We start from the raw sequence: 13,580 nt of genomic DNA on the forward strand, positions 1-13,580 counted from the left end.
TCATTCGAGAGAAGACCGCTTGCCCATGCCTAGTTCATCTCAACGCCGTCCTTTCCTGCGCCTGCTGCTGATCGGCCTGTGCGCCTGCCTGCTGAGCCCGCTGGCCAGCGCCGATCAGGCCAAACGCCTGCGCATCGGCATTACCCTGCATCCGTATTACAGTTATGTGGCGAACATCGTCGGTGACAAGGCCGAGGTCGTGCCGCTGATTCCCGCCGGCTTCAACCCGCACGCCTACGAGCCGCGCGCCGAAGACATCAAGCGCATCAGCGGGCTGGACGTGATCGTGCTCAACGGCGTCGGTCATGACGACTTCGCCGACCGCATGATCGCCGCCAGCGAAACGCCGAACATCAAGACCATCGAAGCCAACGAAAACGTGCCGTTGCTGGCCGCCACCGGGGTTGCCGCGCGCGGTGCCGGCAAAGTGGTGAACCCACACACGTTCCTGTCGATCAGCGCCTCGATTGCCCAGGTCAACAACATCGCCCGGGAATTGGGCAAGCTCGACCCGGACAACGCCAAGACCTACACCCAGAACGCCCGCGCCTATGGCAAACGCCTGCGGCAGATGCGCGCCGACGCCCTGGCCAAACTGACCCAGGCGCCGAACGCCGAACTGCGAGTGGCCACGGTGCACGCCGCCTATGACTACCTGCTGCGCGAATTCGGTCTGGAAGTCACCGCCGTGGTCGAGCCGGCCCACGGCATCGAGCCGAGTCCGAGCCAGTTGAAGAAAACCATCGACCAACTGCGCGAGCTGGACGTGAAAGTGATCTTCTCCGAGATGGATTTCCCGTCCACCTACGTCGAAACCATCCAGCGTGAGTCCGGTGTGAAGCTGTACCCGCTGTCGCACATTTCCTACGGCGAATACACCGCCGACAAGTACGAAAAGGAAATGACCGGCAACCTCAACACCGTGGTTCGGGCGATTCAGGAGTCCGGCGCATGACGGCTCAGGAAAACCTCTCAATCACCCATAACGGCCCGACCCTGGATTTCGCGGACGTCAGCCTGACCCTCGGCCGCACGACGATCCTCGACAAAGTCACCTTCCAGGTGCAGCCCGGCAGCGTGCACGCGCTGGTCGGCCCCAACGGCGGCGGCAAGAGCTCGCTGATCAAAACCCTGCTCGGGCAGATGCCCCATCAGGGCCGGCTCAGCCTGCAATGGCCCGGCGAACCCGGCACCATCGGCTACGTGCCGCAGGCGCTGGAGTTCGATCGGGGTCTGCCGATGACCGTCGATGATTTCATGGCCGCCATGTGTCAGCGTCGCCCGGCCTTTCTCGGCTTGAGCAAACGCTACGCCGGCGCCATCGGTGATGCGCTGGAGCGAGTCGGCATGCAGGACAAGCGCAAGCGCCGGATGGGTGCGCTGTCCGGTGGCGAACGCCAGCGGGTACTGCTTGCTCAGGGACTGATTCCAGCGCCGCAATTGCTGGTGCTGGATGAACCGATGTCGGCCCTCGACGAAGCCGGGATCCAGGTGTTCGAACGCCTGCTCGGCGACTGGCGTGCGGCGGGCATCACGGTGCTGTGGATCGAGCACGATCTGGAAGCGGTCGGGCGACTGGCCAATCGCGTCACCGGCCTCAACCGCCGCGTGCTGTTCGACGCCTCGCCGCAACAGGCCCTGACCCCGGAACGCCTGCTGACCCTGTTCTCGACCCATCCACGGAGCGCTGCCTGATGAGTTACGAAGCCTTTCGTTTGATGGTGCAAGGCTGGGCCTCCTCCGGTTACTTGCCGGAAGCCCTGGCCTACGGGTTTGTGGTCAATGCGCTGCTGGCCGGTCTGTTGATCGGCCCGGTGCTCGGTGGCCTCGGCACGCTGGTGGTGGTCAAGCGCTTCGCGTTTTTCTCAGAGGCGGTGGGTCACGCGGCGTTGACCGGCGTGGCCATCGGCATTCTGCTCGGCGAACCCTACACCGGCCCGTACGGCAGCCTGTTCGGCTACTGCCTGTTGTTCGGCATTTTGCTCAACTACCTGCGCAACCGCACCGGCCTGGCACCCGACACATTGATTGGCGTGTTCCTGTCGGTGTCTCTCGCTTTGGGCGCCAGCCTGCTGCTGATTCTGGCGGGCAAGATCAACGTGCACATTCTGGAAAACGTGTTGTTCGGCTCAGTGCTGACGGTCAACGGTAACGATCTGCTGGTGCTGGCGATTGTCGGCTCGCTGGTCATGGCGCTGGCCCTGCCGCTGTACAACCGGATCATGCTAGCCAGCTTCAATCCGCAACTGGCAGCGGTGCGCGGCGTCGCGGTGAAAACCCTGGATTACCTGTTCGTGATTCTGGTGACGCTGATCACCGTCGCGGCAGTAAAAGTCATCGGCGCGATTCTGGTCGGTGCACTGCTGGTGATTCCGGCGGCGGCAGCGCGTCTGCTCAGCCAGTCGCTCAAAGGCTTTTTCTGGTGTTCAGTGCTGATTGCCACGGTCAGTACGCTGTGCGGGATTCTCGCGCCGATCGTGTTCGACCTGCCAATTCCGTCCGGCGCCGCGATCATCCTGGTCGCCGGTATCGCCTTCGCCCTCGCCGCGATTGCCCGGGGCGTCGTCCCCAGTCTGAAAGGGAACCTTGGATAAATGGCTTTTTCATTGCGACAACTGACCCTGGCCATCGCACTCAGCGGTGCAGTTTCGAGCCCTTTGCTGGCTGCCGAGAAACCGCTGCGGGTGCTGGCCTCGTTGCCCATCACTTATGGTCTGGGCGAAGTCCTGCTCAAGGGCACCGACATCAGCCTCGAGCGCGCGGCGCCGGCGAATCTGCCGGGCAGCCGTCAGACCGCCTACTTCACCGGTCGCGGCGCCCCGGCGCTGGACAAACTGGCCACCGGCGCCGATGCGGTGATCGGTGTGCGCTCGCTGTGGGCCGATGATCCGCTGTACCCGATCGCCCGCCGCAGCAACATCCGCATCGTCGAAGTCGACGCTGCCCGCCCGGTGGACGGCGCCCTGCCCGGCATTGCCGTGCAACCGGGGCTCAAGGTCGACGGTTTGAACAGCCAGCCGTGGTTGGCGAGCAACAACATGGGGCGCATGGCCGACGTGATGGCGGCGGACCTGGTGCGCCTGGCGCCGAAGGACAAACCGAAAATCGAGGCCAATCTGGCGGCACTGAAGCAGCGCCTGCTGAAACTCAGTGCCGACAGCGAGGCGCGTCTGGCCAGTGCCGACAACCTGAGCGTGATGAGCCTGAGCGATCACTTCGGTTACCTGATCGGCAGCCTGAATCTGGAATTGATCGGACAGGACGCGCGACCGGATGCCGAGTGGACGCCGGAAGATCTGAAAAAACTGACCGCCACCCTGAAAGACAATGACGTGGCGGTGGTGCTGCACCATCGGCAGCCGTCGGACGCGGTGAAAGCGGCAATTGCCGAATCGGGCAGTCATCTGCTGGTGCTCAGCACCGATGCGGCGGATCCAGTGGCAGAGCTGGAAGGCAATGTGGATGTGCTGCTCAAGGGCCTGGCCGGCGCCTGAGGAGAAGTGATCGTTCCACGCTCTGCGTGGGAATGCAGCCGGGACGCTCCGCGTCCCTTCCGAAGCGGACGCGGAGCGTCCAATGAGGCATTCCCACGCAGAGCGTGGGAACGATCATCAAGGCCGATCTTTCGGACATGAAAAACCCGCTGACTGTTTCCAGTCCAGCGGGTTTCTTTTTGCCTGAAGACTTACTGTGCAGCCGCTTGCGCTTCCATTTTCTGGCGCAGGCTCAGCGGGCGCATATCGGTCCAGACTTCTTCGATGTAGGCCAGGCATTCCTTTTTCAGGCCACTCTTGCCGACGGTGCGCCAGCCTTCCGGCACGGCCTTGTAATCCGGCCAGATCGAGTACTGCTCTTCGTGGTTGACCACGACTTGAAAGAGGATGTCCTCGCGGTCGAATACTGACGTCATGCTGTGTCTCCATCGCTGTAAGGGTGGGCTGCACGACGGGTGCAGCCGGGTATGTAGAAAGAACGTTCGACGCGGCGAAAAATTTACAGGCCGGCAGTCGCGGCGCTCAACGCACGACCGAAGATCTCGGCGACACGGTCGACTTCTGCGGCGGTGATCACTAGCGGCGGCAGGAATCGCACCACCGCACCATGCCGACCGCCCAGCTCCAGAATCAGCCCGCGCTTGAGGCATTCGCGCTGAACCAGCGGCGCCAGGCGCGCGAAGGCCGGCGGATGGCCCAAGGCGTCCGGCGTGCCGTTCGGATCGACCAGTTCGACACCGAGCATCAGGCCACGACCGCGAATGTCGCCCAGTTGCGGGAAGTCACGCTGCAGAATGTGCAAGTGCTCGCTCAGGCGCTCGCCCATGGCGGCGGCGTGTTCGCAGACCTTGTGCTCGACCAGGTAACGCATCACGGCAGAGCCGGCGGCCATCGCCATCTGGTTGCCACGGAACGTACCGGCGTGGGCCCCCGGCTGCCAGGTGTCGAGCCAGTCGCGATAGACCACCACCGCCAGCGGCAGGCTGCCGCCGATGGCTTTGGACAGCACCACCACGTCCGGAGTGATGCCGGCGTGTTCGAAGGCAAACATCTTGCCGGTACGGGCGAAGCCGCTCTGGATTTCGTCGATGATCAGTGCCACGCCAGCCTTTTCAGTGATGCGACGCAGACCACGCAGCCACTCGATGTCCGCCGGGATCACACCGCCCTCACCCTGCACCGCTTCGACGATCACCGCTGCCGGCAATTGCACGCCGGCCTCGGGATCATTGAGCAGGTTTTCCAGGTAGCTCAGATTAGCCTTCACCCCCGCCGCGCCACCGAGGCCGAACGGGCAGCGGTAGTCGTACGGGAACGGCATGAATTGCACGCCGTTGCTGAGCAGCGCACCCAGCGGCTTTTTCGGCCCCAGGCTGCCCATCAGGCTCAAGGCCCCCTGGCTCATGCCGTGGTAACCGCCGGTAAACGACAGCACGGTGCTGCGCCCGGTGGCGGTGCGCACCAGTTTCAGCGCAGCTTCCACGGCGTCGGTGCCGGTCGGGCCGCAGAACTGTATTTTCGCTTCCTTGGCCAATGCAGGCGGCAACAGGCCAAACAGGTCCTGCACGAACTGGTCTTTCACCGGCGTGGTCAGGTCCAGGGTGTGCAGTGGCAGTTCATCGGCCAGCACCTGCTGGATCGCTTCGATCACCACCGGATGGTTATGCCCCAGCGCCAGAGTGCCAGCACCGGCCAGGCAATCGATGAAGGTACGACCTTCGACGTCTTCGACGTACAGACCTTTGGCGCGCTTCAACGCCAGCGGAATCCGGCGCGGGTAGCTGCGGGCATTGGATTCCTGCTGGCTCTGACGGGCCAGCAACGGCGATTCATTGAACTGATACAGCGTTTCAGCCGGCGCGGAGGCGATCCGGGCCGACGACTCTTCGATAAGGCTGGTGGCGACTGACATCTCTCGACCCCTCAATACGCTATGGATAGTGACCAAAACTGCACACCGGGCAGGTGCGCGTTCCGGTCGCGGGGCGCACATGCTGGTTTTCCTGTTCTGGAAACGCACCAGCGTGTCGAGGATTTACACCCTTGATCGAATGTCAGGCCGACAATGGCAGTGGCTTGTGCATCGGCAGGCTCAAAACACCGTGATGCGAGAAGGTAGACGCCGCTTCGCGATACCCCAGGCGCCGGTAGAACGCCTCGCCGGTTCGCGTGCTGGCGAGCGTGACGCAAGGCCGGCCACGAACCCGCAGCCAACCCTCGAGATCGCCCATCAGCGCGCGGCCCGCGCCTCGGCGAAACCACTCCGGCTGCACATGACAAAACGTAATCTCCCCATTGGCTGCGGCCATGCCGACGCCGACCGGTTTATCGTGAAGAAGCGCGATATTCAGATAGAGATGCGGATCGGCGAGCCAGCCGCTGATGTGTTCCGCCGATTGTCGGCGAACCCAGCGGTCGACCAGTTGTGGATCGTTGCGATGGTCGAGCGCGCAACCGACGCGGATCGAACGCTCGAGAATCCGGCTGATGATGCCGGCGTCGGCGACTGTGGCGGGACAAATGTGGATGGGTGCTTCCATGGCACTGTTTCCCTCAATCCATTGAGTCAAAGGCTGGGGCGACAATAACGTGGCGGCCGGCGGATGACTAATGGAGAGAGGTTACATTTGATGTGCCTGGCGAAATGTCAGACCGGTTGCAGCGGCATGGTCAGCTCTACCCGCAGACCATCCGGGCGGCTGTCGAAATGCAGGGTGCAGGCGCAGCGTTGAACGATGGCCTGGACAATCGCCAGCCCCAATCCGCAGCCGGTGCTCTGGCCGTTGCGCCAGAAGCGCTGGGTCAGATGTTGCAGATCGTCCGGGGCAATGCCCGGCCCGTGATCACGCACCACGAAACGCACGCGATTGGCGGTGGTTTCCAGGCTCAGCTCCACCGCGCCGTCGGTCGGGGTATGACGCAGGGCGTTATCCAGCAGGTTGCGCAAGGCTGCGATCGACAGCACTGCCGGCATTTGCAGGGGCGCACCGGATACGTGTTCAGGCAGGTGCAGCCTGATCCGCTGGCGCTGGTCGCTGGCCGAATCCTGAATCGCCAGTTTCGCCACCTGTTCGGCACTGCATTGCACACCGTCGTCGAACGACAGACTGCCCTCGACCCGGGCCAGCAACAGCAATTGTTCGAGGGTCCGGTGCAGACGGTCGGCGCCCTCCTCGGCCCGGGCCAGGGACTGATCGCGGGCGTTGCCTTCGGTCATGCGCGCCACTTGCAGGTGGGTCTTGATCGCCGTCAGCGGGCTGCGCAATTCATGGGCGGCATCGCCGGTCAGGCGACGTTCGCGTTCGATGGTCTTGCCGATGCGCTGGAACAGTTGATTCTGGGTTTCGAGCAGCGGTTTCAGCTCGCTGGGGAAAGACTGCAACTGCAACGGCTCGAGCGAATCCGCGTTGCGACGCATCAAGGCTTCACGCAAGCGATTGAGCGGCGCCAGGCCCTGCCCGATCCCCAGCCACAACAGGCACAGGCAGCCGAGCAGCGCCACGCCCACCGGCACCGAGGCCGCCAGCAGGATCGACATGTTCAGGGCTTCGCGCTCGATTACCCGGTCGGCGGTGGTGATTCGCACATCGCCTCGGGCCAGGGTGAAGCTGCGCCATGGCGCGCCATCGATCATCTGATCGTGGAAGCCCATCTTCTGGGCTTCCAGCGCCTGTTCCGGATTGTTGTGGCTGCGGGCGAGGATTTCCCCGCGCAGCGAACTGACCTGACAGGCCATGCCGCCGGGAATGTTCAGTTGCTCGGCGCTGAAGTGAGTGCCTTCGCCTTTGCTCGGGATGGCCGGCAGTTGTTCCAGCAGCCCGGCGACCATTCGCGCCGACGCCACCAGCCGCTGGTCGAGGGAAAACATCATCTGGTTGCGCAAGTCGCTGAGCATCCAGGCAGCCGCCAGTGCCCAGATCAGCGCGAACGCGGCGCCGAGGGTCAGGCTCAGGCGCAGGCGCAGACTCATCACTTGTCAGGTTCTCCACCATCGGCCGGGCCGAGGCGATAGCCCAGACCGCGCACGGTTTCGACGATGCCTTTACCCAGTTTGCTGCGCAGGTGATGGATGTGCACGTTGAGTGCGTTGCTCTCCAGTTCATCGTTGAAACCGTAGACGCTGTCCTTCAACTGCTCGGTGGACAGCACCCGGCCACGGTTGTGCAGCAAGGCCTGCAGTAGGGATTGTTCGCGACGGGACAGGTCGACCGAACGGCCCGCCAGCGTGGTTTCCCGACTGCTCGGGTCGTAGGTCAGCGCGCCGTGTTCGATCAGGTTGACGCTGCGCCCGGCTACCCGGCGCAACAAGGTTTGCAGACGGGCGAACAATTCACGCAGGTCGAACGGCTTGAGCAGGTAGTCGTCGGCACCGGACTGCAAACCGTCGACACGGTCGGTGACCGAGTCCCGCGCGGTAAGGATCAGTACCGGAATCTCCAGGCCCTGCTGGCGCAGTTGCTGCAGCAGTTTGAGGCCATCTTCGTCCGGCAGGCCAAGATCGAGCACCATCACGTCGAATTCGGCAACCTTGAGGATCGCCCGCGCCTTGGAGGCGGTGTTGACGTGCTCGACCGTCAGGCCTTGCGCCGTCAGCCCGGCGACGATCCCGCTGGCGATCAACTCATCGTCTTCGCAAACCAGTACGTGCATGGGAGCTCCATGAGAAAAAACGCGATTCAAGCAGGAGAGGATTAAGCGGCAATTATGGACACTGCCCGCGCCAAGGAAAAGCACGATCCCGACGTATACGACCACGGGCGAGGTCTTTCTCAACGCCAATTACTGCAACGACAACTAACAAGTTAACAGGCAACAACTTGCCCCCCCCAATGTCACAAACAGCAATCACTAAATCAGTGCAAAACCACTGTTTGCCGATATAACCTCCAACTGCAAAACATACAAACATCAAATCAAACAACTATCATTCTTCAGAAGCAAACATCAAATGTCCAAACTTAACAACTTCGTCGCCATCGACTGGCGCTCCGGCCCTGACCGGATTTACTTCTTCTTCAAAGATACTGATCAATTCTCCCGTTACAACAATGGCGATGAAAAAGTACCCAACGAATATCCAAAACCGATCAAGGGAAACTGGCCAGGTTTCGATGCCTATGCCAAGCACCTGCGCTTCGGATTTACGCAAACAAGGGCAGGCGACAAGGACATTGCCTGGTTGTTCTTCTACAACGGTGATCGCCCGTGGGTGTGCGCCTATGACCAGGACAATGACAAGGCTGATGCCTTTTACGATCTATCCAACTCTCTCTGGACGCCGATCCTGCCTTACTTCGACAGAATCGTTGCCGGCACCTGGCTGGAAGCCATTGGACACAAGTACGAGTTTCTTTTCCTGTTGAATGACGGAACTCGTCTGACATTCCACACTGTGACGCAAAAAATCAATCACCAAGCCAATGCAATACTGCCCGGACTTGCACCTTATAAAGATCGCCTTGTTACTGCGGCGCAGATTGATCCGACGTTCAGCGATAACCTCTGGTGCATCTTCCTGACCAATGACCAGTTTGTGGTTTTCAATATGCAAAAAGGCGCTGTCGAGGGAGGTGTGCGCAATGTCAGTGACACATTCGCCGGGTTAAACCGCGGTCTCTGATTCCCTCATTCGTTTGCAATGCTGCAGCGTCTCGCAGGTTCGACGCATGGATAACTCCGGTTAATCATCGGTTAATCGCCGCACGCCACTGTGCCCCTCAATTGCACAGGGACAAGGCTCCTCCATGCGTCATTTTTTTCTATTGTTTGCACTGTTGATTTCGAGTCTGGCCCAGGCAGGTAATGATCCCTTTGCATCAAAACCGGAGTTCTTGCCGGTCGACAAGGCGTTCGTACTGACCTCGGAACGTCTGGATTCCGGTGAGACCCAGCTGTTCTGGCAAATTGCCGACGGTTATTACCTGTATCAGAAGCGTCTGAAGTTCGACGGGCTGGCGACGCAAAACGTGCCGGCCCTGCCCGAAGGCGAGTCCCACAGCGACGAGTATTTCGGCGAACAGCCGGTTTATCGCCAGGGCCTCGAGCTGAAAATCCCGGCAGCCGCACAGGGCCAGATCAAGGTCAGTTATCAGGGCTGCGCCGACGCCGGTCTTTGCTATCCACCACAAACCAGAGTGATCGACCTCGGCGGCAAAGCCGCAGCAACGACGGATGAAGCGCCGGATCAGGCACTCGCCAGCGGTCTGCAACAGCACTCGCTGGGCTGGAGTCTGCTGGTGTTCTTCGGCCTCGGTCTGCTGCTGGCATTTGCGCCGTGTTCTCTGCCGATGTTGCCGATTCTGGCGGGCATGGTGGTGGGCAGCGGCGCCACGCCACGTCGCGGTTTCGCGCTGGCCGGCAGTTATGTGGTTTGCATGGCGCTGGTGTATGCGGCGATGGGCGTCATCGCCGCGCTGCTGGGGGCCAACCTGCAGGCGTGGTTGCAGAACCCGTGGCTGCTCGGGACGTTCGCGGCGGTGTTTGTGGTTCTGGCGCTGCCGATGTTCGGCTTCTTCGAGCTGCAATTGCCGGTGGCCCTGCGGGATCGACTGGAACATGCCTCGCGCAGTCAGCGCGGCGGCAGTCTGATCGGCGCGGGCGTATTGGGCGCGCTGTCCGGTTTACTGGTCGGCCCGTGCATGACAGCACCGCTGGCCGGTGCCCTGCTCTACATCGCGCAAAGCGGCAACGCGCTGCACGGCGGTCTGATCCTGTTTGCCTTGGGCATCGGCATCGGCGTTCCGCTGCTGTTGCTGGTAACCGTCGGCAATCGCTTCCTGCCCAAGCCCGGCGCGTGGATGAACCTGCTCAAGGGCGTGTTCGGTTTCCTGTTCCTTGCCACCGCGCTGCTGATGCTGCGACCGGTGCTGGATCCGTCGCTGTGGCTGGGTCTGTGCGGCGCACTGCTATTGATCGCCGCTTACAGTGCCTGGAAACAGTCCGACGGCTTCGGTCGCGTGGCTCACCTGTTCGGTGCCGGTTCGCTGTTGCTGGGCTTGTGGGGCAGTCTGCTGGTGGTCGGTGCGGCAGGCGGCAGTGACGATCCGTATCAGCCGTTGCAGGTGTACAGCGCCGGCCGCATCGGATCTGCGGCGCCCAGCGGCCACGAAGCCTTCACGACGATCAAGGATCCCGCTGCCCTGCAACGCGAGCTCGACACCGCCAAAGCGCAGGGCCAGTGGGTGCTGCTCGATTACTACGCCGACTGGTGCACGTCGTGCAAAGTCATGGAGAAACAGGTGTTCGGCCAGGCGCGGGTGATGCAGGCACTGAGCGATGTGCGCTTGCTCCGACTCGACGTCACCGCCGACAATGCCGCCAGCCGCGAACTGCTCGGCCGTTATAAAGTGCCGGGGCCACCGAGTTTCGTGTGGATCGGCGCCGACGGCGAAGAGCGCCGCAGCCAGCGCATCACCGGCGAGGTCGATGCCGATACTTTTCTGCAACGCTGGACCACCACCCGAGACGCCCGTTAATGCTGACCTTCACCCTCGGCACCTTTGCCATCGCACTCAACCACTTGCTGCTGATTAGCGCGCTGGCGCTGGCGACCTTCGTCGGCTGGCGGGTGGCCAAGCGCGGCGGTGACAACCCCGAGTCGGCGCTGTTCAGCCTGTTTCTGCTCGGCATGCTGGCGGCGCGCATTGCGTTTGTCGCTGTGTACTGGGGCCACTATCGCAATGATCTGTGGCAGATCATCGATCTGCGCGACGGCGGTTTTCTCGCCTGGCCGGGGGTGATCGTGCTGTTGCTGGCGGCGCTGTATCGCGGCTGGCGCCGGCCGGGCTTGCGTCGCCCGCTGGGGTTCGGCGTGGTCAGCGGCGTGGCGTTCTGGGTGCTGGCGACCCTGTCGCTGAACATCTACGAGCAAGGCACACGCCTGCCGGACATCACCCTGCGCAACGCCGCCGGGGAAACCGTGAAACTCACCGACTATCAGGGCGGGCCGCTGGTGATCAACCTGTGGGCCACCTGGTGCCCGCCGTGCCGCCGGGAAATGCCGGTGCTGGAAAACGCCCAGCAACAACGCCCGGACCTGACGTTCCTGTTCGTCAACCAGGCCGAAAGCATGCAAAGCGTCGCCACGTTTCTCGAAACCCAGGGCTTGAGCCTGAACAACGTGCTGTTCGACCGCAGCGGACGCCTCGGCCAGGCCGTGGGTTCCATGGCCCTGCCGACTACGCTGTTCTATAGCCCGGACGGTCGCCTGCTGGGCAGCCATCTGGGCGAGTTGTCGAACGCCAGCCTGGCCCGCGCCTTGGAAAACTTCGACACCCCGGGTTCCAGCCCGAACCCGGCCACCACTTCTTCAAGGAAACTGCCATGCCCCGCCTCCGCCACCTGCTGACGCTGACCATGAGCGCAGCCCTGCTGCACTTGCCGTCGGTCCAGGCTGCTGAAGAACTGCCTGAAGCGATCAAGAAGATCGAAGCCAAGGGCGCGAAAATCGTCGGCCAGTTCGACGCGCCGGACGGCTTGCGCGGTTACGCCGCGCAATACCAGAACCGCGGCATGGCGCTGTACCTGACGCCGGACGGCAAGCACGTGCTGCTGGGCAATCTGTACGACGCCGACGGCAACGACCTGAGCAGCGCGCCGCTGCAAAAACTGGTGTACGCGCCAATGGCCAAGGAAGTCTGGGCCAAATTCGAAGCGAGCAACTGGATTCAGGACGGCAACAAGGATGCGCCGCGCACCGTGTACCTGTTCAGTGATCCGAACTGCCCGTATTGCAACATGTTCTGGGAACAGGCCCGCCCATGGGTCAAGGCCGGCAAGGTGCAGTTGCGGCATATCATGGTCGGCATCATCCGCGAAGACAGCCCGGCCAAATCCGCCGCCCTGCTCGCCGCCAAGGACCCGAGCAAAGCCCTGGAGGATCATGAGAAGGCCGGCAAGGCCAGCACCCTCAAGGCCTTGAAGGACATTCCGGTGGCTGTGCAAACCAAACTCGCGGCGAACATGCAGTTGATGGAAGACCTGGACTTGCAGGCCACCCCGGCGATCTTCTACATGGACGACAAGGGCGAACTGCAACAACAGCAAGGCGCGCCGACGCCGGACAAACTGGCGAAGATTCTCGGCCCGAAATAAAAAACGCCCACGCAATGCGTGGGCGTTTTCGTTACTTCAGTTCAGCCAGAAATTTCAGCAGCGTGTCGGTCACGAAGGTTGGATTCTCCAGATTGGAGATATGCCCCGCCTCCGGCACCAGCACACACGGACAGCCAATCAGCTCAGCCATTTCCCGTGCTTCCGACGGCGGGCGTGGCTTGTCCTGATCGCCGCAGACCACCAGCGTGGTGGCCGCATTCAACTCGCCCAGGCGCGGCAACAGATCGTCACGGCCAAAGGTGATCCGCCCCATCGGCACGATGCTGTCACGCAGGCGGTCAGCCGAATACCCGGCCAGTTTTGCGCGGAAGTCCTGATACAGCGCCGACTCTCGATCGATGCCCGGGCGAAAGAAGATCGGCACCACGATATCCAGCAGTTGTTCGGAGATCCCACCGCTTTCCTCGATCTGTTTGAACAGCGAGAAATAGTACTGGCGGGTCGGTTCCGGCTCGACGCCGACGTAAGTGTCCATCAGCACCAGACCGTTGAGCCGCTGCGGCGCCGACAACGCCAGACGCACGCCCCACATGCCGCCGACCGACAACCCGACCAGCGTCACCCGGTCAATGTCCAGATGATCGAGCAAGGCCAGTGCCTGACGGGCGATGTCGTCCAGCGAAGCGGTGCCTTCAGGCAAGCGACCGGATTCGCCGTGCCCCCACAGATCCAGTGCAATCACCCGATAGTGCGCCGATAGCGCTGCGATCTGCGGCGCCCACATGGCCTGGTCCCACAGGTAGCTGCCAGCCAGCAACACCGCCGGGCCTGTGCCTTGATCAATGTAGTGAAGCGCCTGTCCGTCAACTTCGAAGAAAGCCATCGATCACCCCCGCGACAAAAAAGAGAACCGGCAGACTGGGCTGCCGGTTCGGGATCGTCAACCGTGTAAATGTCTAAAAATGTACCGCACCTAATCGCGAGCAGGCTCGCTCCCACAGGGGATCTGTGATCGACACAAAACCATGTGGG

14 protein-coding genes are annotated in these 13,580 nt (G+C 62.2%); 8 read left to right on the forward strand and 6 right to left on the reverse strand.

Features of this window, described 5'->3' with window-relative positions; translation table 11 throughout:
- Nucleotides 1-25 precede the first annotated feature (25 nt).
- From ABTV87_RS20360 to ABTV87_RS20375, 4 genes are read left to right on the forward strand one after another with little or no spacing between them, the layout of a single operon-like run.
- On the forward strand, nucleotides 26-955 hold the full coding sequence (locus tag ABTV87_RS20360) for a metal ABC transporter substrate-binding protein (protein WP_064598220.1): 930 nt from the start codon (nucleotides 26-28) through the stop codon (nucleotides 953-955).
- Nucleotides 952-1,695, forward strand: coding sequence for a metal ABC transporter ATP-binding protein (locus ABTV87_RS20365; RefSeq protein ID WP_085607076.1), 744 nt, complete (start codon nucleotides 952-954; stop codon nucleotides 1,693-1,695). The genes ABTV87_RS20360 and ABTV87_RS20365 overlap by 4 nt, the downstream gene beginning before the upstream one ends.
- Nucleotides 1,695-2,594 carry a metal ABC transporter permease gene (locus tag ABTV87_RS20370; protein ID WP_003226663.1) on the forward strand — a complete coding sequence of 300 codons (900 nt, stop codon included), beginning with the start codon at nucleotides 1,695-1,697 and terminating at the stop codon, nucleotides 2,592-2,594. Before ABTV87_RS20365 ends, ABTV87_RS20370 begins: the two co-directional genes overlap by 1 nt.
- Complete coding sequence (locus ABTV87_RS20375; RefSeq protein WP_433898263.1) at nucleotides 2,595-3,494, forward strand: metal ABC transporter substrate-binding protein; 900 nt, start codon at nucleotides 2,595-2,597, stop codon at nucleotides 3,492-3,494. It begins immediately after the preceding gene.
- 191 nt (nucleotides 3,495-3,685) lie between these two features.
- Here ABTV87_RS20375 and ABTV87_RS20380 read toward each other — a convergent pair whose 3' ends face one another.
- The 5 genes from ABTV87_RS20380 to ABTV87_RS20400 all read right to left on the reverse strand — a co-directional run bounded on the left by ABTV87_RS20380 (nucleotide 3,686) and on the right by ABTV87_RS20400 (nucleotide 8,144).
- Nucleotides 3,686-3,910 carry an MbtH family protein gene (locus tag ABTV87_RS20380; protein ID WP_007917715.1) on the reverse strand — a complete coding sequence of 75 codons (225 nt, stop codon included), beginning with the start codon at nucleotides 3,908-3,910 and terminating at the stop codon, nucleotides 3,686-3,688.
- 83 nt (nucleotides 3,911-3,993) lie between these two features.
- The gene (locus ABTV87_RS20385) at nucleotides 3,994-5,406 is read right to left on the reverse strand and encodes an aspartate aminotransferase family protein (RefSeq protein WP_207983524.1); all 1,413 of its coding nucleotides are present in this window, start codon (nucleotides 5,404-5,406) and stop codon (nucleotides 3,994-3,996) included.
- Between the two features lie 142 nt (nucleotides 5,407-5,548).
- Complete coding sequence (locus ABTV87_RS20390; RefSeq protein WP_433898264.1) at nucleotides 5,549-6,034, reverse strand: GNAT family N-acetyltransferase; 486 nt, start codon at nucleotides 6,032-6,034, stop codon at nucleotides 5,549-5,551.
- A 107-nt stretch (nucleotides 6,035-6,141) separates the two neighbouring features.
- Nucleotides 6,142-7,464, reverse strand: a complete 1,323-nt coding sequence (locus ABTV87_RS20395; RefSeq protein ID WP_085607083.1) for an ATP-binding protein — start codon at nucleotides 7,462-7,464, stop codon at nucleotides 6,142-6,144.
- Nucleotides 7,464-8,144 (reverse strand): response regulator, encoded by a 681-nt coding sequence (locus ABTV87_RS20400; protein ID WP_085607085.1) that lies wholly within the window; start codon nucleotides 8,142-8,144, stop codon nucleotides 7,464-7,466. Before ABTV87_RS20400 ends, ABTV87_RS20395 begins: the two co-directional genes overlap by 1 nt.
- A gap of 298 nt (nucleotides 8,145-8,442) precedes the next feature.
- Between ABTV87_RS20400 and ABTV87_RS20405 the strand changes: the two genes are divergently transcribed.
- The 4 genes from ABTV87_RS20405 (at nucleotide 8,443) to dsbG (ending at nucleotide 12,587) form a co-directional block, all read left to right on the forward strand.
- A complete protein-coding gene (locus tag ABTV87_RS20405; RefSeq protein WP_433898265.1) occupies nucleotides 8,443-9,114 on the forward strand; it encodes a hypothetical protein in 672 nt (223 codons plus the stop codon).
- 124 nt (nucleotides 9,115-9,238) lie between these two features.
- Nucleotides 9,239-10,969 carry a protein-disulfide reductase DsbD gene (dsbD, locus tag ABTV87_RS20410; RefSeq protein ID WP_085607089.1) on the forward strand — a complete coding sequence of 577 codons (1,731 nt, stop codon included), beginning with the start codon at nucleotides 9,239-9,241 and terminating at the stop codon, nucleotides 10,967-10,969.
- Entirely contained in the window at nucleotides 10,969-11,841 is an 873-nt protein-coding gene (locus tag ABTV87_RS20415; protein WP_085607091.1) for a TlpA disulfide reductase family protein, read from the forward strand. The genes dsbD and ABTV87_RS20415 overlap by 1 nt, the downstream gene beginning before the upstream one ends.
- Complete coding sequence (gene dsbG / locus ABTV87_RS20420; protein WP_007955786.1) at nucleotides 11,817-12,587, forward strand: thiol:disulfide interchange protein DsbG; 771 nt, start codon at nucleotides 11,817-11,819, stop codon at nucleotides 12,585-12,587. Before ABTV87_RS20415 ends, dsbG begins: the two co-directional genes overlap by 25 nt.
- Before the next feature lie 31 nt (nucleotides 12,588-12,618).
- Here the strand turns inward: dsbG and ABTV87_RS20425 are convergent, their stop codons facing one another.
- Nucleotides 12,619-13,431 (reverse strand): alpha/beta fold hydrolase, encoded by an 813-nt coding sequence (locus ABTV87_RS20425; RefSeq protein WP_085607093.1) that lies wholly within the window; start codon nucleotides 13,429-13,431, stop codon nucleotides 12,619-12,621.
- Nucleotides 13,432-13,580 lie beyond the last annotated feature (149 nt).

This window comes from Pseudomonas sp. PSE1(2024) (assembly GCF_050990555.1).
Lineage (GTDB): Bacteria > Pseudomonadota > Gammaproteobacteria > Pseudomonadales > Pseudomonadaceae > Aquipseudomonas > Aquipseudomonas aphyarum.